Genomic DNA, 18,089 nt, shown 5'->3' with positions numbered 1-18,089 from the left:
CCCCGCGACAGAATTTTCGACGAAAATTCTTGACCCCACCCAATCCAAAGGTCGTGACATGCTCACATTCGAAACGCTGAAAGCCCAGGTTGCCGCGGGCACCGTCGACACGGTTCTGGTCTGCCTGGTCGACATGCAGGGCCGCCTGATGGGCAAGCGGTTCCATGCGCAGAACTTCCTCGACAGCGCCTATGAGGAAACCCATTGCTGCAACTACCTGCTGGCCACCGATCTGGAGATGGCCACGCCGGACGGCTATCGCGCCACCTCGTGGCAGGCCGGTTATGGTGATTACGTGATGAAGCCCGACCTGAGCACGCTGCGCCCCCTGCCCTGGCTCGAAGGCACGGTGATGGTGCTGTGCGATGTGCTGGATCATCACAGCCATGAACCGGTGCCGCATTCGCCGCGCCAGGTCCTGAAGGCGCAAATCGCCCGCGCCGAGGCGCTGGGGCTGACACCGATGATGGCGACCGAGCTGGAATTCTTTCTGTTCGAGGGCACGTTCGACGAGATCCGCAAGACCGGCTATCGCAACCTGACTCCGATCTCGGGCTATAACGAGGATTACCATATCCTGCAGACCAGCAAGGAAGAGCATGTCATGCGCCCGCTGCGCAACCATCTCTTTGCCGCAGGCATCCCGGTCGAGAACACCAAGGGCGAGGCCGAGGCGGGCCAGGAAGAGCTGAACATCCGCTATGCCGACGCGCTGGCCTGTGCCGATCACCACACGATCGCCAAACATGCCACCAAGGAGATCGCCCATCAGCACGGCCATGCCGCCAGCTTTCTGCCGAAATGGCATCACGACCGGGTCGGCAGCGCCAGCCATGTGCACCTGTCGCTGTGGCGCGGGTCGGAACCCGCCTTCTACGACAAGGATGCAGCCCACGGGCTGAGCGAATTGGGCCGCCAGTTCTGCGCCGGGATGATCCGCTATGCGCCCGATTACACGTTCTTCCTGGCGCCTTACGTGAACAGCTACAAACGCTTCATGAAGGGCACCTTTGCGCCCACCAAGACCGTTTGGTCGGTGGACAACCGCACCGCCGGGTTCCGCATGTGCGGCGAAGGCACCAAGGGCGTGCGGATGGAATGCCGCATCGGCGGCTCGGACCTGAACCCCTATCTGGCGCAGGCGGCGCTGCTGGCGGCAGGCCTCCAGGGGATCGAGGAGAAACTGGAGCTGGCGCCCCCCACCAGCGGCGATGTCTATGACAATGCCGAGGCGGGCGAGATCCCGCGCAGCCTGCGCGACGCGGTCGCGACCCTGGACGGATCGGCCATGCTGCGGGCGGCGATGGGGGATTGGGTGATCGACCATTACACCCGCTGCGCCCAGTGGGAGCAGGAAGAATTCGACCGCGTGGTGACCGATTGGGAAATCGCGCGCGGTTTCGAAAAGGCTTAAGGCCGGGCAAGGAGGGGGCCAGCCCCCTCTGCCGCTGGCGCGGCATTCACCCCCGGGATATTTCGGGCAAGAGGAAGGGCGCGAGGGCGCCAAGAGGATCGTGATGGCTCAGACAGTCAAATGCATCTCGCCGATCGACGGATCGGTATATCTGGAGCGGCCCACGGCCACGCGCGAGGCGGCCATGGGTGCTGCCGACCGCGCCCGTGCCGCGCAAGCCGCCTGGGCCGCGCGCCCCCTGGCCGAGCGCGTGGCGCTGGTGCTGGCGGCGGTGGCCGAGGTGGGCAAGACCACCGACCGCATGGCGGTGGAACTGGCCCATCAGATGGGCCGCCCCGTCCGCTATGGCGGCGAGTTCGGCGGTTTCAACGAACGCGCCACCTATATGGCCGGGATCGCCGAAAGCGCGCTGGCACCGCTGGTGATCGAGGACAGCGACGCCTTTCTGCGCAAGATCGAGCGCGAGCCCTTTGGCGTGGTGCTGGTGGTGGCGCCCTGGAACTATCCCTATATGACCGCGATCAACACGGTGGCGCCCGCGCTGATGGCGGGCAATACGGTGATCCTGAAACATGCCGCCCAGACCTTGCAGGTGGGCGAGCGGATGGCCGAGGCGTTTCATGCCGCGGGCATCCCCGAGGACGTGTTCCAGAACATCGTGCTGGACCATGACACCACCGCCGAGCTGATTTCCCGCCGCAAGGTGAACTTCGTCAACTTCACCGGCTCGGTCCGGGGTGGTCAGGCGATGGAACGCGCCGCCGCCGGCACCTTCATCCCCGTCTCGACCGAGTTGGGCGGCAAGGATCCGGGCTATGTCCGCGCCGATGCCGATCTGGACGCCGCCGTCGAGACGCTGATCGACGGGGCCATGTTCAACTCGGGCCAGTGCTGTTGCGGGATCGAGCGGATCTATGTGCATGCCAGCCTGTTCAACGCCTTTGTCGACAAGGCTGTGGCGCTGGTGAACGGCTACAAACTGGGCAATCCGCTGGACCCCGAGACCACGATCGGGCCAATGGCCAATGTGCGCTTTGCCCAGGTGGCACGCGACCAGATCGAGGACGCCATTGCCAAGGGTGCGACCGCCCATATCGAGCGGTTCCCGCAGGATGACGGCGGCGCCTATCTGACACCGCAGATCCTAACCAATGTCACTCATGACATGGAGATCATGCGCGAAGAGACCTTCGGGCCCGTCGTGGGCATCATGCCGGTCGCCGATGACGAAGAGGCGATTGCGCTGATGAACGATTGCCAGTTCGGGCTGACCGCCTCGATCTGGACCCGGGACACCGCCCGTGCCGACGAGATCGGCAGGCGGCTGGAAACCGGCACCGTGTTCATGAACCGCTGCGATTACCTTGACCCCGCGCTCTGCTGGACCGGCTGCAAGGATACCGGCCGCGGCGCGGGTCTGTCCGTGCTGGGCTTCCACGCCCTGACCCGTCCCAAATCCTATCATCTGAAAAAGGCTTGAGGCCCATGAAACTTGTTGGAAACTGGTCCTATCCCACCGCCATCCGCTTTGGCGCGGGGCGGATCGCCGAGATCGCCGAGGCCTGCAAGGCCGCCGGCATCACCAAGCCGCTGCTGGTCACCGACAAGGGGCTGGCGGCGATGGAGATCACCACCCGCACGCTGGACCTGATGGAGGCCGCGGGCCTGGGCCGGGCGATGTTTTCCGAGGTGGACCCCAACCCGACCGAGCGCAATGTCGAGGCCGGGCTGAAAGTCTATCGCGAGGGCGGCTATGACGGGGTGATCGCCTTTGGCGGCGGCTCGGGACTGGACCTTGGCAAGACGCTGGCCTTCATGGCGGGCCAGACCCGTCCGCTCTGGGATTTCGAGGATATCGGCGACTGGTGGACGCGCGCCGATCCGGCGGGCATTCACCCCATTGTGGCGGTGCCGACGACTGCCGGCACCGGCTCCGAGGTCGGTCGTGCGGGCGTGATCACCAATTCGGAAACCCACGAGAAAAAGATCATCTTCCACCCGCTGATGCTGCCCAAGGTGGTGATCTGCGACCCGGAACTGACCGTGGGCATGCCGAAATTCATCACCGCAGGCACCGGCCTCGATGCCTTTGCCCATTGTGTCGAAGCCTACTGCTCGCCCCATTACCACCCGATGAGCCAGGGCATCGCACTGGAAGGCATGCGGCTGGTCAAGGAATACCTGCCCCGCGCCTATGCCGACGGGTCGGACCTTGAGGCGCGCGCGCATATGATGTCGGCCGCCGCCATGGGCGCCACAGCCTTCCAAAAGGGGCTGGGCGCCATCCATGCGCTGTCGCACCCTATCGGCGCGCATCACCACACCCATCACGGCACCACCAACGCGGTCTGCATGCCTGCCGTGCTGCAATTCAACCGCCCCGCGGCCGAGGGCGTGCTGGCGCAAGCCGCCGCCTATCTGGGCATCGCGGGCGGGTTCGACGGGTTTGCAGCCTATGTCGATGATCTGAATACGTCGCTCGGCATCCCCAAGACGCTCACCGATCTGGGCGTCACCAATCCCGATATCGACGTGCTGGTGCGTGACGCACTGAACGACCCCTCGACCGGTGGCAACCCCGTCGTGATGACGGCAGAGAACACGCGCCCGCTTTTGGAATCGTTGTTCTGATAGTTTCGCCGGGCGGGGGTGCGAGGCCCCTGCCCGGCGGCACCGGCAGCGGCGCCAACTGGATTCCGCTCGCAGAATCAAACACCTTTACCTGATTCGGTGCGATGTATATGATCGCGCCTGAGAGCGCGCAAAGCGCCCGCGCATCCCAGCGCATCAGGCAAAGGAGCAGCAGCATGAAACTCCGCGTGGCAGCGGCGATATTGGCGGTCGGCATGACCCCCGCCAGCCTTTCGGCACAGAGTATCGGTCTTGTCGGCGCCAATGTCGACATCAACCACTATCAGTTCACCAACAAATCCAAGGGCGCGCGCCAGGCGCTGCAAGGCTCTTTCGAGCTTGGCCTTGGCAGTTCTGTCGCAACCCAGCTTGATGTTGGGTATTACAAGTTCGATCAGGTTGGCGGCAGCGGCCGCAGCGCCACGCTGCATGGTATCTACAAGTTCGGCTATGGCGGCGCGGTCGGCGGGTTCTGGGGTACCGAGGATGGTGGCGGCATCGACCGCAACTTCTACGGCCTCGAAGCCGCCTACGACTTCTCGGCCATTCGGCTGGAGGGTTATTTCTCTCGTGGCCGCGTGCAGGGGAGCAACGCGACCCTGCTGGGCGGCAAGATCAGCAGCGATGTGGGCAACGGCCCGCTGAGCCTGAACGCCAGCGTCGATTTCATGGACAACAAGACCGGCGCCAACATGACCCGCATGGCCATCGGCGCCGATTACGGGTTGGGCAGCGGCGTCAATCTCTATGGCGAAATCGGAACCGGCAATGCCCGGGTGGCCAATTTCAGCAACAACGACGCCTTTGTCGGGGTCGGCCTGCGGTTTGACCTTGGCGACCGTCCCGGCACGACATTCGGTCGCCGTGCCCTGCTGGATCGCCTTCCTGGGCTTTGACCTCGTCAGCATCAGCTATGGATCATAAATACCTGATCTAAAACAAGAAACCGCCGAACCTGAGGTTCGGCGGTTTTGAAATCTGGTGGGTGATAAGAGATTTGAACTCCTGACATCTTCGATGTGAACGAAGCGCTCTACCACTGAGCTAATCACCCGTGAGGCAGGCTTTTAGCGTTACTCGGCGACCTCTGCAAGAGGGTCCGCATCAAGTTTTTCCACTTCTTCCTCTGCCTGGGTGCTGCGGCGCAATTTGCAGATGATCACCTGCCCGTTGCCCTTGTCGGTCGAGCGGTTCACCTTGAGCTTGCCAAGCGGCTGGAGGTTCAGATCGCGTTCTTCCGAAATCGCCTCGCCCATGATCGCCAGCATCGCCTCGACGGCGGGCTTGACATATTTCTTCTTCACGTCGGACCGGGCGACAACCAGATCGATCAGCTCGCGCTTGCGCAACTCGTTTCCGTTGTCCTGATCCTCGGCTTCGTCGGCGCGCACCACACGGGGCAACGGCGTATCGAGCGCTTCGGCGGCTTCGACAGATTCGATCTCCGGGTCTACCGGCTCCGCTTCGACAACGGCGGTCTTTTCCTTTGCGGTGGCGGTGCTGGAGGTGGAGCGTGTGCTGCGGCGCGTGGTGGTCTTGCGTGCGGTGGTGGTGGTCCGTGTACTGCGTTTTACCATTCTGGTGCCCCGTTGTTTTGTTTTCGGAACCTTAGCTATTTGTTTCCGATCTGGCTACATTCACTCACAAAATAGTTGAAATCAGGTGTCCGGATACAACAAGGGCGGGCCAAAAGGCCCGCCCTTGTCAGCAAGTGCAAACTCGTTCAGTGCGCCGTGGCCGAGGCGCCTTCGCCACCCGGAAGCGCCGATTTGGCGGCGGCGGCCTCTTCCTCGGCGGCCTCGTCCCATTCAATCGCTTCGGGTTGGCGAACAAGCGCGTGTTTCAGCACCTCGGACACATGAGCGACGGGGATGATCGTCAGCCCCTCCTTCACGTTGTCGGGTATCTCGCGCAGGTCCTTTTCGTTCTCGGCAGGGATCAGCACGGTCTTGACGCCGCCGCGCAGGGCGGCGAGCAGCTTCTCCTTCAGCCCGCCGATGGCCAGCACATTGCCGCGTAGCGTGACCTCGCCGGTCATGGCGATGTCCTTGCGGACAGGCGTCTGGGTCAGCACCGACACGATCGAAGTGACCATGGCGATACCGGCGCTGGGGCCATCCTTGGGTGTCGCACCCTCGGGGACGTGTACGTGGATATCCCAGCGGTCCAGCCGCGGCGGTTTCACCCCGATGGAAGGCGCGATCGAGCGTACATAGGACGCCGCCGCGTCGATCGACTCCTTCATCACCTCGCCCAGCTTGCCGGTGGTCTTCATCCGGCCCTTGCCGGGCAGGCGCAGCGCCTCGATCGACAACAGGTCGCCGCCAACGCTGGTCCAGGCCAGACCGGTGACGACACCGACCTGATCGTCCTTCTCGGCCAGACCGAACCTGAACCGGCGCACACCCAGGAAATCTTCCAGATTCTCGGGTGTTACCGAGACCTTTTCAGTGTCTTTCTTGAGGATCTTCGTCAGCGCCTTACGGCAGATCTTGGCCACTTCGCGTTCCAGATTCCGCACGCCCGCCTCGCGGGTGTAATAGCGGATGATGTCGGTCAGCGCCGCGTCGGACAGATCGAACTCCTTGGCCCGCAGACCGTGGTTCTTGGTCTGCTTGGGCAGCAGATGGCGCTTGGCGATCTCGCGCTTTTCATCCTCGGTATAGCCCGCCAGCGGAATGATCTCCATCCGGTCCAGCAGCGGCCCGGGCATGTTGTAGCTGTTGGACGTGGTCAGGAACATCACGTTCGAGAGGTCGTATTCCACCTCGAGATAGTGATCCATGAAGGTGTTGTTCTGTTCCGGATCCAGCACCTCGAGCATCGCGCTCGCCGGGTCGCCCCGGAAATCCTGACCCATCTTGTCGATCTCGTCGAGCAGGATAAGCGGATTGGTGGTTTTCGCCTTTTTTAGCGCCTGGATGATCTTGCCCGGCATCGAGCCGATATAGGTCCGGCGGTGGCCGCGGATCTCGCTTTCGTCACGTACGCCCCCCAGCGAGATGCGGATGAACTCGCGCCCCGTTGCCCGGGCGACCGATTTGCCCAGCGAGGTCTTGCCCACACCCGGAGGGCCGACAAGGCACAGGATCGGCCCCTTCAACTTGGCCGAGCGCTGCTGCACCGCCAGATACTCGACGATGCGCTCCTTGACCTTCTCCAGCCCATAGTGATCGGCATCCAGCACGCCCTCGGCGCGGCCCAGATCCTTTTTCACGCGGGATTTGACGCCCCACGGGATCGACAGCAGCCAGTCGAGATAGTTGCGCACGACCGTGGCCTCGGCCGACATGGGCGACATGTTCTTGAGCTTCTTCAGCTCGGCCTCGGCCTTTTCGCGCGCCTCTTTCGACAGTTTGGTGGCGGCGATCTTCTCTTCCAGCTCGGCAATCTCGCCGGCACCTTCTTCGCCGTCGCCCAGCTCGCGCTGAATCGCCTTCATCTGTTCGTTGAGGTAATACTCGCGCTGGGTCTTCTCCATCTGGGATTTGACCCGGGTCTTGATCTTCTTCTCGACCTGCAGAACGCTCAGCTCGCCCTGCATCAGGCCATAGACCTTTTCCAGCCGCTCGCTGACGCTGAGCGTTTCCAGCAGATCCTGTTTCTGGCCCACTTCGATGCCCAAATGCCCGGCAACCAGATCGGCCAGCTTGGCCGGTTCGGTGGTTTCGCCGACAGCGGCCAACGCCTCTTCGGGAATGTTCTTGCGCACCTTGGCATAGCGTTCGAATTCGTCGCCCACGGTGCGGATCAGCGCTTGGGTGGTGGTCACGTCGCCGGGGATCTCGGTCAGATATTCGGCGCGCGCTTCAAAAAAGACGTCGTTCTCCAAAAATCCGGTGATCTTGACCCGTGCCTGCCCCTCGACCAGCACCTTGACAGTGCCATCGGGCAGCTTCAGCAGCTGCAGCACATTGGCCAACACGCCGGTGCGGTAGATGCCGTCGCTGTCGGGATCGTCGATACCGGGGTCGACCTGGCTGGACAGCAGGATCTGCTTGTCTTCCTGCATCACCTCTTCCAGCGCCCGCACCGATTTCTCGCGGCCGACGAAAAGCGGCACGATCATGTGCGGGAACACCACGATGTCGCGCAGTGGCAGGACGGGGTAAGAGGCGTTCAGAGGCTCTTGCATGCTCTATCCTTATCATTGGCAAGATGGCACTGGCCCCTGTTCTAGGCGACCCCCGGCCATCTCCTGTCTCTGGTTGATAAGGTGGGATGAGTCCCCGTCCGTTTCAACCAGACCTGTCAATTGGTTTCGCGCACAATGACGCGACTGACTTTGGACCGCAAGGGCGCAAAACCGCCACTGTGGCGGAATTCTGCGGGACGGCGGGCGTGGCGATCTACGCCAGCGCGCAGAGGCCCCGTATCGCCGCCCCGGGGGCTATCAGGCCGTCTGCAACACCGGATAGTCGGTATAACCCTCGTCGCCGCCGCCGTAATAGGTGGCGGTATCGCCTGCATTCAGCGGCGCGTCGACGGTCAACCGCTCGACCAGGTCGGGATTGGCAATGTACGGCCGGCCAAAGGCGACCAGATCCACCGCGCCCATTTCGACGCGCTCCAGCGCGCTGGCCCGGTCATAGCCATTGTTGCCCATATAGGTGCCGGTCCAGTGCTGGCGCAGGTCGTCGAACGCGCCCTCACGCGCGCCGCCGGTCTGGCCCTCGACCATGTGCAGATAGGCCAGACCATAGGTATCCAGCCGTTCGATCACCGGCGTATAGGTGGCGATCGGGTCGCTGTCCGAGATGCCGTTCACATCCGAGAAGGGCGACAGGCGGATGCCGACATGGCCCGCATCCCAGGCACCCACGACGGCATCGACGACTTCGAACAGGAACCGGGCACGGTTCTCGACCGACCCGCCATAGGCATCCTGCCGCCGGTTGCTGCCATCCTTGAGGAACTGCTCGACGAGATAGCCGTTGGCGGCATGGATCTCGACACCGTCGAACCCGGCCTCGCGCGCGCACCGGGTGGCGTGAGCATAGTCGGCCACGACACGGGCAATCTCATCCGTCTCCAGCGCGCGCGGCTCCGACGTGTTTTCGAACCCGGCATGGGTAAAGGTCTTGGCCTTGGCCGCAATCGCCGAGGCCGAAACCGGCGCCTGACCACCCGGCAACAGCGATGTGTGAGAGATCCGCCCAACATGCCAGAGCTGGATCACGATCTTACCGCCCCTTGCGTGGACCGCATCGGTCACCTTGCGCCAGGCGGCCACCTGTTCGGGCGTATGGATGCCCGGCGTCTGGATATAGCCCTTGCCCTCGGCGCTGATCTGCGCGCCCTCGGTGATCAGCAGCCCGGCACTGGCGCGCTGGGCGTAGTATTCCGCGTGCCGGTCGAACACGACACCAGTTGTGTCATCGGCCCGGTTCCGCGTCAGCGGTGCCATCACGATGCGGTTCTTCAACGCGATATTGCCGGCCTTATGGGGGGTAAAGAGTGTCTCGGTCATCGTGGGTTCTCCTGTGCTCGTCCGGTGGCGGCGATGGCCAGCGCAGCCGGTGCAGCCCCAGCTATGCCCTCGGCGCCGATCCGCAAGGGCAGACAGTTCAGGCAGATCCGGACGAAAGAGAAGAACATCTGCCCATTGCGGTCAGCGCCGCGCCTTTGTTCCAAGCCGCAAAGGGCAGGAACATCTTCCCGCCCTATCGGCAGAATGCCGGATAACGTTTTCTTCACAACTCTGCCATGCCATCAAGGCATGGCATCGGACCCACCCGCCCGCGGTCACAGCGGTTCGATATCCCCCTGCGCCCGGCCAGCGTGGAAATCCGCCTCCCAGGCGGCAAAGGTGCCCGCCGCGATGGCGTCGCGCATCCCTGCCATGATTTCCTGATAATAGTGCAGGTTGTGCCAGGTCAGCAGCATCGAGCTGATGATTTCCTGACTGCGGAACACGTGATGCAGATAGGCGCGGCTATAGTTGCGGCAGGCCGGACAGGTGCAGGCCTCGTCCAGCGGGCGCGGGTCGTCCATATGGCGGGCGTTCTTGATATTGAGAACACCGTGGCGGGTGAACACCTGCCCGGTACGACCCGAGCGCGAAGGCAATACGCAATCCATCATGTCGATGCCGCGCTTGACGGCGCCGACGATATCGTCGGGTTTGCCCACCCCCATCAGGTAACGCGGCTTGTCCTCGGGCAGGAAACCGGGCGCGTAGTCGAGGCAACCGAACATCGCCGCCTGCCCCTCGCCCACAGCGAGGCCGCCCACCGCATAGCCCTCGAACCCTATGGCCTTGAGCGACTCGGCGCTCTCCTCGCGCAGATCCTGCTCCAGCCCACCCTGCATGATGCCAAAGAGCGCATGCCCCGGCCGGTCACCAAACGCCGTACGCGAACGTTCGGCCCACCGCATCGAAAGCCGCATCGACTCGGCGATCCTGTCGCGGTCGGCCGGCAACGCCGGGCATTCGTCGAAACACATCACGATGTCGCTGCCCAAAAGCCGCTGGATCTCCATCGACCGTTCCGGGGTCAGCTCGTGCTTGGACCCGTCGATATGGGATTTGAACGTCACGCCTTTCTCAGTCAGCTTTCTGAGCCCCGCCAGCGACATGACCTGGAACCCGCCGCTGTCGGTCAGGATCGGCCGCTCCCAGTTCATGAACCTGTGCAGCCCCCCCAGCCGGTCGATCCGCTCGGCCGTGGGCCGCAGCATCAGGTGATAGGTATTGCCCAACAGGATATCGGCCCCGGTCGCGCGCACGCTTTCGGGCATCATCGCCTTGACCGTCGCCGCCGTCCCCACCGGCATGAAGGCCGGCGTGCGCACCTCGCCCCGCGGCGTCTGGATCACGCCGGTACGGGCCTTGCCGTCGGTGGCATGCAGGTCAAAAGAGAAACGCTCGCTCATCTCATCCTCGCGGCTCGGGTCAACCGCGCAGGCTTTGCCCCAAGCACGCCCGCAATGCAAGCGGCCCGCCCGCTTTCCCCTTTGCAGCGCAGACGATACAGCCCATACCTGTATTGAATGGCGGCAACACCCGCCCCATATGTATACCATAGCACACAATATTCAGGGAAACAGCATGACCGAGGACCAGATCATCGGGCTTCTCAGCCAGAACATCGTCTTTCTCGCCGCCGCGATCTTTATCGTCGTCGTCATTCTCAAGGGCATCCGCATCGTGCCGCAATCCGAGAAATACGTGGTCGAACGCTTTGGACGGCTGCATGCGGTGCTGGGGCCGGGCATCAACTTCATCGTGCCCTTCCTCGATGTTGTCCGCCACAAGATCTCGATCCTCGAACGCCAGCTCCCCACCGCCAGCCAGGACGCGATCACCAAGGACAACGTGCTGGTGCAGGTCGACACATCGGTGTTCTACCGGATCACCGAGCCGGAAAAGACCGTCTATCGCATCCGAGACGTGGACGGCGCGATCTCCACCACCGTGGCCGGGATCGTGCGGGCCGAGATCGGCAAGATGGACCTGGACGAGGTGCAATCGAACCGGGCGCAGCTGATCTCCACCATAAAGGCCTCGGTCGAGGACGCGGTGGACGACTGGGGGATCGAGGTCACGCGGGCCGAGATCCTGGATGTGAACCTGGATCAGGCCACCCGCGACGCCATGCTGCAGCAGCTCAACGCCGAACGCGAACGCCGCGCCCAGGTGACCAAGGCCGAAGGCGCCAAGCGCGCGGTCGAGCTTAACGCCGACGCCGAGCTTTATGCCGCCGAACAGACCGCCAAGGCCCGCCGCATCGAGGCCGAGGCCGAGGCCTATGCAACCGAAGTCGTGGCGCGCGCCATCGCGGCGCACGGACTGGAGGCCGCGCAATACCAGGTGGCGCTGAAACAGGTCGAGGCGCTGAACGCGCTTGGGAATGGTGCCGGCAAACAGACCATCGTTTTGCCCGCAAATGCGCTCGAAGCCTTTGGCGACGCCTTCAAGCTGCTGAAAGGGGGCAAGGGATGATTGACGCGCTCTGGTCCGTCTGGTGGCTCTGGCTTGCCGCTGCGCTGGTTCTGGGCGTCGTCGAGATGCTGCTGCCAGGTTTCATCTTTCTGGGCTTTGCCATCGGCGCGGCAGTGACCGGGCTGCTGCTGCTTATTGTGACGCCGTCGCTGCCACTATTGTTGTTGATCTTCGCCGCGCTGTCGCTGGCCGCATGGCTGCTGCTCAGGCACAGGTTTTCCCTGCCCTCAGGCCAGGTGAAAACCTTCAAGGATGACATCAACGGCTGAGGCGGATCTGTTTTCCGGCACGGAAAACAGGCCGGAAAAATTCAATTTTTCCGTCCCCCGCCCAGCAACAAGGGGTGTCCTGCCTCTGGACGCCCCCGGCCCCATTCCCTATATAATCGCTCAGGAAACAAGCCGAGGATCCGATGACCCACGCGACAGAACCCATGGAAGGCGCGCCGCTGATTGCGCCCTCTTCCGTCGACCACGACCTGTACGAGCCGGTGGTCGAGGCCTGCCGCACGGTCTATGACCCCGAAATACCGGTCAATATCTTCGAGCTGGGCCTGATCTATACCGTCGAGATCTCGGGGGAGAACGAGGTCCGGGTGATCATGACCCTGACCGCGCCCGGCTGCCCGGTGGCTGGCGAAATGCCCGGCTGGGTCGCAGCGGCGGTCGAAAGCGTGCCCGGTGTCAAATCGGTCGAGGTCGAAATGACCTGGGACCCGCCCTGGGGCATGGAGATGATGTCCGACGAGGCGCGGCTGGAACTGGGTTTCATGTGAGCGGCACAGGGGCAGTTCTCGTCGAAAAACCGCCCTTGTCGCAGAACATTTACAAGATCGTCACCCAGCCTTGATCCTTTCGTTACAGATCGCGGCCAGACTTGCCGCAGTTGGTACCCGGGCTTAACCCACACCCGGACAAGGTGTTACCACCGGCCCTGGGTCCCGCGCCTTCCCCGGGCAGGGCCCGCAAAGACGGGGCCGCTCTTGCCCGAGGGCGGCCCGCTTTCTTTCAGCCACACTTGAGCCAAGCCCCCAAGCGCCCTAGATTAAGGGCAACGCGCGACAATGGAGACTTTCATGTTCGGTATACCCGGCAAGCAGGCGGTGACCATGACCCCCCGGGCGGCGACCCAGATCGCCCGCCTGATGGACAAGGGCGGCCATACCGGGCTGCGCATCGGCGTCAAGAAAGGCGGATGTGCCGGGATGGAATACACCATGGATTATGTGGATCAGGCCGACCCGCATGACGAGGTGGTCGAACAGGACGGCGCCCGCATCCTGATCGCGCCCATGGCACAGATGTTCCTCTTTGGCACCGAGATCGACTACGAGGTCTCGCTGCTGGAATCCGGGTTCAAGTTCAAGAACCCCAACGTGGTCGATGCCTGCGGTTGCGGGGAGTCGATCAAGTTCGACGAAAGCCTCTCCAACCGCTGATCCGCGGCCCTCTCGCCCACCACCCGCGATTGTCACGCCCCTTCCCCGATGCTATCGGAACCCGATGACATTCTGGACGGCTATTTCGGGAGAGAGCGATGCGGCGCAAACTGGCGGCAGGAAACTGGAAGATGAACGGCACCGGCGAAGCGCTGACAGCGCTGGAGGCGATTGCCGGAGCGCATCCCGCCGCCACTGTCGATCTGCTGATCTGCCCGCCCGCCACACTGCTCTACCGTGCCGCTCAGGCCGTCAGTGGCAGCCGGGTGCGGATCGGGGGCCAGGATTGCCACGCCGCCAATGCAGGCGCCCATACCGGTGACATCAGCGCGTCGATGCTGGCCGATGCCGGTGCCAGCGCCGTCATCCTCGGCCATTCCGAACGCCGCGCCGATCATGGCGAGACCGACGCTCAGGTCTGCGACAAGGCGCGCGCGGCGCTTGATGCCGGGCTGATCGCCATCATCTGCATCGGCGAGACGCTGGCCCAGCGTGAGGCGGGCCAGACGCTCGACGTGGTCTGCGCGCAACTGGCCGGGTCAGTGCCCGACGGGATCGACGGCAGCCGGGTGGTGATCGCCTATGAGCCGGTCTGGGCCATCGGCACCGGGCTGGTGCCGACGCTGGAGCAGATTGCCGAGGTGCACGACACGCTGCGCCAGCAGCTGATCGGGCGGTTCGGCTCGGAAACCGCCGAGGCGATCCGCCTGCTCTATGGCGGTTCGGTCAAGCCGGGCAACGCGGCCGAGATCTTTGCCGTTTCGAACGTGGATGGCGCGCTGGTCGGTGGCGCCAGCCTGACTGCCGCCGATTTCTCGCCCATCGTCACCGCGCTGGAACAGGCGGCGGGCTGATATACAGCTTGCCCCCGGCGGGCTGCTTCGGGATCATGGCCGCATGACCTCACCAACGCTCGCGGTGCGGCAGGCATCGCCCGACGACCTGCCGCAATTGTTCGACCTCTACCGGCACCTCAACCCCGAGGATGCGCCGCCGCCCGCGCCGGATGCGGCGCGGGGCATCCTGACGCGACTGAGCTGCTACGAAGGCAGCGCCATCTTCGTGGGCGAGGTCGCGGATACTCTGGTCGCCTCCTGCACCCTGATCGTCATTCCCAACCTGACGCGGGGCGGCAGCCCCTATGGGCTGATCGAGAATGTGGTGACCCATGGCGATTTCAGAAAGCGTGGATTCGGCAAGGCACTGCTGGATCATGCGACGGCGGCGGCTTGGGAGGCGGGCTGCTACAAACTCATGCTGATGACCGGTTCACGCCAGGCCAAGGTGCTGCGCTTCTATCTTGACACGGGTTTCGAACAGTCCAAGACCGGGTTCCAGAAGCGGCGCGTAGCGCCACGCCCCGAGGGCTGAGGCGACGAACCGCACAGGCAGAGGTCCGAAAACAAAAATGCCGGGCAAGTTTCCCTGCCCGGCATGGTTTCTCGATTAGAGCCGCATCCGTTACTTGATGATGATCTCTGGCCCCATCAGAGCGTTGGGCAGCACCGTCGACAGCCAGGGCACATAGGTGACCAGGATCAGGAAGACGAAGAGCACGGCCAGGAAGGGAAGCGCCGCGCGCACAACGCTCATCATCGGCATCCCCGCCACACCCGAGGTCACGAAGAGGTTCAGACCCACGGGCGGCGTGATCATCCCGATTTCCATGTTCACCACCATGATGATGCCCAGATGGATCGGATCGATCCCAAGCTCGATCGCGATCGGGAACACCAGCGGCGCCACGATAACCAGCAGGCCCGAGGGCTCCATGAACTGGCCGCCGATCAGCAGGATCACGTTGACCACGATCAGGAAGGTGATCGGGCCCAGACCCGCCGACAGCATCGCGTTGGCCACATGTTGGGGCACCTGCTCGTCGGTCAGAACATGCTTCAGGATCAGCGCGTTGGCGATCACGAACATCAGCGTCACTGTCAGCTTGCCCGCCTCGAACAGGGTGTTGCGGGTATCCTTGTGAAAGAACGCTCCCACCAGTGCCAGCGGCCGGGTCAGCAGGCTCTTGCGCACGCCGCCATTATGCTCGGCCGCCAGCGGTCCCATGTCGCGATAGACGAAGGAGGCCACCAGGAAGGCATAGACCGAAGCCACTGCCGCCGCCTCGGTCGGCGTGAAGATGGCGCTGGTGATGCCGGGGATGCCGTAGATACCGACCATGATCACCACGATCAGCATCAACCCCCACAAAGCGTCGCGGAAACTGTCGCCAATCTCGCCCCAGCCGGCCCAGTCGCCCTTGGGCATGCCCTTGACCGTCGCCATGACATAGATCGCCACCATCAGCATGACACCGGCCAGAATGCCCGGAATGACGCCGGCCAGGAACATCCGGCCCACCGAGACCTCGACCGAGGCGGCATAGACCACCATCACGATCGAAGGCGGGATCAGGATACCCAGCGTGCCCGCGTTACAGATCACACCGGCGGCGAATTCCTTGGTATAGCCCGCTTGTTTCATCGCCGCGATGACGATGGACCCGATCGCCACCACCGTCGCCGGGGACGACCCGGACAGAGCCGCGAACATCATGCAGGCAAACACGCCCGAGATCGCCAGACCGCCGCGCAGGTGGCCGACACAGGCGATGGCAAACCGGATGATCCGCTGTGCCACCCCGCCCGTGGTCATGAAGGACGAAGCGAGGATGAAGAAGGGGATCGCAAGCAGGGTGAAATGTCCCTCGAATGCCTGGAACAGCGTCTGCGCCACCGAGGCGAGCGAACTGTCCGAGAAGATCAGCAGGAACAGGACCGAGCTGAAACCGAGCGCAACCGCGATGGGCACCCCGATCAGCAGGAACCCCACCACCATCACAAAGAGAAGCACCACGTCCATCAGTCATCCTTCCCCAGTTGCTCGCGAACCTCTTCCAGTTCGTCCTCGGCCTCGTGGCTGGCGATCATGCGGTCCTGCCCGCCGGTCCAGATGCTGCGGGCCACTTGCAGGAACCGCCACAGCAGCAGGCCCATGCTGAGCGGCAGCACCAGATAGGGCACAAGCCGCGGCAGTTTCTCGTATTCGTCGCCCTCGTTGAACACGGTCTCCATCCAGCCCAGGATCGCCGGATGCGGGATGTCGTTGGTCTCGTACCAGCCCTTGGGGCGGAACTCGTCCTCGAACCCGGTCGGAAACACGCGCCCGGTGGTCTGCGGCAGGTTGGCGAAGTTGGACCAGTAGTCCCACGCGCCCTTGAGCAGCAACAACGTGAACAGGATGCAGATAGTGACCGATACCATCGCCAATACATGGCGGCCCTTGGGCGACAGCATGTTGATGACCGCGTCGACCCCCAGATGGGCGTTCTTCTTGACGGCATAGCTCGCGCCCAGCAGCACCAGCCAGCCGAACATGAACACCGTCAGTTCGAGCGCCCAGAGAATATTGTGATTGAACACGTAGCGTGCGACCACATTGGCAAAGGTGATCACTGTCATGAAGCCCAGCAGCACGGCAATGATCGTCTCTTCAATGCGATCCACCCAGCTTTCGCTCTTGTGCGGATGCATGTCCCTCGTCCCTTGTTTTTATGAAAAAGGGCGCGGACAGTCCTGCCCGCGCCCCGTCAGGCTGTGCCTGGATTACATCGAGGCGTTGATGGATTGGGCGGCGTCGATGGCGTCCTGGCCCACGTCGTCCACGAACTTGTCCCAGACGGGCTTCATGGTATCGACCCATTCCTGGCGCTGCTCGGCGCTCAGCTCGCGTACTACACCACCGGCGGCGAGGATCGCGTTGCGGGCCTCGTTGTTGACCTTGGTCGATTCCGCGTTGCGGGCATCGGTCACTTCCTTGAGGATGGTCAGGAACTGGTCGCGCACGCCCGCATCCAGGCTGTCCAGCCAGTCGACCGAGGTCACCACCAGATAGTCGATGATGCCGTGGTTGGTCTCGGTGGTGCCGTCCTGTACCTCAAAGAACTTCTGGCCGTAGATGTTCGACCAGGTGTTCTCCTGCCCGTCGACAACGCCCTGCTGCAACGCGCCATAGACTTCGGAGAAGGCCATTTTCTGCGGGCTTGCGCCCATCGCTTCCATCTGTGCGACCAGCACGTCCGAGGACTGAACGCGGAACTTCAGCCCGTTGGCATCCGACGGTACCAGAAGCGGCTTGCTCGCCGACATCTGCTTCATGCCGTTGTGCCAATAGGCAAGGCCCTGAAGGCCACGCTTCTGCATGCTGTCGAGCAGGGCCTGACCGGCATCCGAGGTCTGGAACGCGTCCACCGCATCCACGTTCTTGAACATGAAGGGCAGATCGAAGAGGCGGAATTTCTTTGTGAACTTCTCGAATTTCGACAGCGAGGGCGCAGCCAGCTGCACATCGCCCTGCAACATCGCCTCGAGCACCTTGTCATCATTGTAGAGGGTCGAGTTCGGATAGACCTCCATGCACATGGTGCCGTTCATCTCGGCATTGACGCGCTCGGCCAGAAGCGAGGCGGCGATCCCCTTGGGGTGCTTGTCGGTATTGGTCACGTGGGCAAATTTGACCACGATCTCGCCGTCGTCGCAGGCGGCCATGGCGGCACCGGCGGTCACAGTCAGGGCCAGCGCGGTTGCGGCGGTTGTCAGGAATTTCATGTCTTTTGTCCTCCCAAAAGTCTGTCACATGTTCCTCGGACGCCAGAGGCGCCACAT

Annotated in this window: 17 protein-coding genes and 1 tRNA gene; 10 read left to right on the top strand and 8 right to left on the bottom strand. The window is 63.2% G+C overall.

The annotated features are described in order from the left end of the window. Positions 1-58: 58 nt before the first annotated feature. From AC2FNY_RS14530 to AC2FNY_RS14515, 4 genes are all read left to right on the top strand, one after another. The gene (locus tag AC2FNY_RS14530) at positions 59-1,414 is read left to right on the top strand and encodes a glutamine synthetase family protein (protein ID WP_496802893.1); all 1,356 of its coding nucleotides are present in this window, start codon (positions 59-61) and stop codon (positions 1,412-1,414) included. Between the two features lie 103 nt (positions 1,415-1,517). Beyond that, positions 1,518-2,894, top strand: a complete 1,377-nt coding sequence (locus AC2FNY_RS14525; protein WP_496802892.1) for an aldehyde dehydrogenase family protein — start codon at positions 1,518-1,520, stop codon at positions 2,892-2,894. 5 nt (positions 2,895-2,899) lie between these two features. After that, entirely contained in the window at positions 2,900-4,045 is a 1,146-nt protein-coding gene (locus AC2FNY_RS14520; RefSeq protein ID WP_234162363.1) for an iron-containing alcohol dehydrogenase, read from the top strand. A gap of 176 nt (positions 4,046-4,221) precedes the next feature. Further along, on the top strand, positions 4,222-4,941 hold the full coding sequence (locus AC2FNY_RS14515) for a porin (protein WP_496802891.1): 720 nt from the start codon (positions 4,222-4,224) through the stop codon (positions 4,939-4,941). An 83-nt stretch (positions 4,942-5,024) separates the two neighbouring features. Here AC2FNY_RS14515 and AC2FNY_RS14510 read toward each other — a convergent pair. From AC2FNY_RS14510 to tgt, 5 genes are all read right to left on the bottom strand, one after another. Next, positions 5,025-5,099 (bottom strand) — tRNA-Val (locus AC2FNY_RS14510). Between the two features lie 19 nt (positions 5,100-5,118). Then, positions 5,119-5,622 (bottom strand): HU family DNA-binding protein, encoded by a 504-nt coding sequence (locus AC2FNY_RS14505; protein WP_496802890.1) that lies wholly within the window; start codon positions 5,620-5,622, stop codon positions 5,119-5,121. 146 nt (positions 5,623-5,768) lie between these two features. After that, complete coding sequence (gene lon, locus AC2FNY_RS14500; protein WP_234166201.1) at positions 5,769-8,180, bottom strand: endopeptidase La; 2,412 nt, start codon at positions 8,178-8,180, stop codon at positions 5,769-5,771. 258 nt (positions 8,181-8,438) lie between these two features. Further along, the gene (locus AC2FNY_RS14495) at positions 8,439-9,515 is read right to left on the bottom strand and encodes an alkene reductase (RefSeq protein ID WP_496802889.1); all 1,077 of its coding nucleotides are present in this window, start codon (positions 9,513-9,515) and stop codon (positions 8,439-8,441) included. Positions 9,516-9,790: 275 nt separating this feature from the next. After that, on the bottom strand, positions 9,791-10,921 hold the full coding sequence (gene tgt, locus AC2FNY_RS14490) for a tRNA guanosine(34) transglycosylase Tgt (protein ID WP_234215938.1): 1,131 nt from the start codon (positions 10,919-10,921) through the stop codon (positions 9,791-9,793). Positions 10,922-11,096: 175 nt separating this feature from the next. Here tgt and AC2FNY_RS14485 point away from each other — a divergent pair, with 175 nt between their 5' ends. From AC2FNY_RS14485 to AC2FNY_RS14460, 6 genes are all read left to right on the top strand, one after another. After that, positions 11,097-11,990, top strand: a complete 894-nt coding sequence (locus AC2FNY_RS14485; protein WP_234172568.1) for an SPFH domain-containing protein — start codon at positions 11,097-11,099, stop codon at positions 11,988-11,990. Next, complete coding sequence (locus AC2FNY_RS14480) at positions 11,987-12,259, top strand: NfeD family protein (RefSeq protein ID WP_234136238.1); 273 nt, start codon at positions 11,987-11,989, stop codon at positions 12,257-12,259. The genes AC2FNY_RS14485 and AC2FNY_RS14480 overlap by 4 nt, the downstream gene beginning before the upstream one ends. Before the next feature lie 143 nt (positions 12,260-12,402). Further along, positions 12,403-12,765, top strand: a complete 363-nt coding sequence (locus AC2FNY_RS14475) for an SUF system Fe-S cluster assembly protein (protein WP_234136237.1) — start codon at positions 12,403-12,405, stop codon at positions 12,763-12,765. Between the two features lie 300 nt (positions 12,766-13,065). Continuing rightward, the gene (locus tag AC2FNY_RS14470; protein WP_234136236.1) at positions 13,066-13,428 is read left to right on the top strand and encodes a HesB/IscA family protein; all 363 of its coding nucleotides are present in this window, start codon (positions 13,066-13,068) and stop codon (positions 13,426-13,428) included. Positions 13,429-13,526: 98 nt separating this feature from the next. Further along, positions 13,527-14,282 (top strand): triose-phosphate isomerase, encoded by a 756-nt coding sequence (gene tpiA, locus AC2FNY_RS14465; RefSeq protein ID WP_234166198.1) that lies wholly within the window; start codon positions 13,527-13,529, stop codon positions 14,280-14,282. A 43-nt stretch (positions 14,283-14,325) separates the two neighbouring features. Continuing rightward, entirely contained in the window at positions 14,326-14,799 is a 474-nt protein-coding gene (locus AC2FNY_RS14460; protein WP_496802888.1) for a GNAT family N-acetyltransferase, read from the top strand. A gap of 90 nt (positions 14,800-14,889) precedes the next feature. Here the strand turns inward: AC2FNY_RS14460 and AC2FNY_RS14455 are convergent, their stop codons facing one another. From AC2FNY_RS14455 to AC2FNY_RS14445, 3 genes are all read right to left on the bottom strand, one after another. Next, complete coding sequence (locus AC2FNY_RS14455; RefSeq protein ID WP_234136233.1) at positions 14,890-16,287, bottom strand: TRAP transporter large permease; 1,398 nt, start codon at positions 16,285-16,287, stop codon at positions 14,890-14,892. Next, entirely contained in the window at positions 16,287-16,958 is a 672-nt protein-coding gene (locus tag AC2FNY_RS14450; protein ID WP_234136232.1) for a TRAP transporter small permease, read from the bottom strand. The genes AC2FNY_RS14455 and AC2FNY_RS14450 overlap by 1 nt, the downstream gene beginning before the upstream one ends. Before the next feature lie 72 nt (positions 16,959-17,030). After that, positions 17,031-18,032, bottom strand: a complete 1,002-nt coding sequence (locus tag AC2FNY_RS14445) for a DctP family TRAP transporter solute-binding subunit (protein WP_234136231.1) — start codon at positions 18,030-18,032, stop codon at positions 17,031-17,033. Between the last annotated feature and the right edge of the window lie 57 nt (positions 18,033-18,089).

Source organism: Ruegeria sp. BHSC223, from assembly GCF_059613025.1.
The sequence above is the reverse complement of the archived record's forward strand: the minus strand, read 5'-3'. Positions and strand labels throughout refer to the sequence as shown.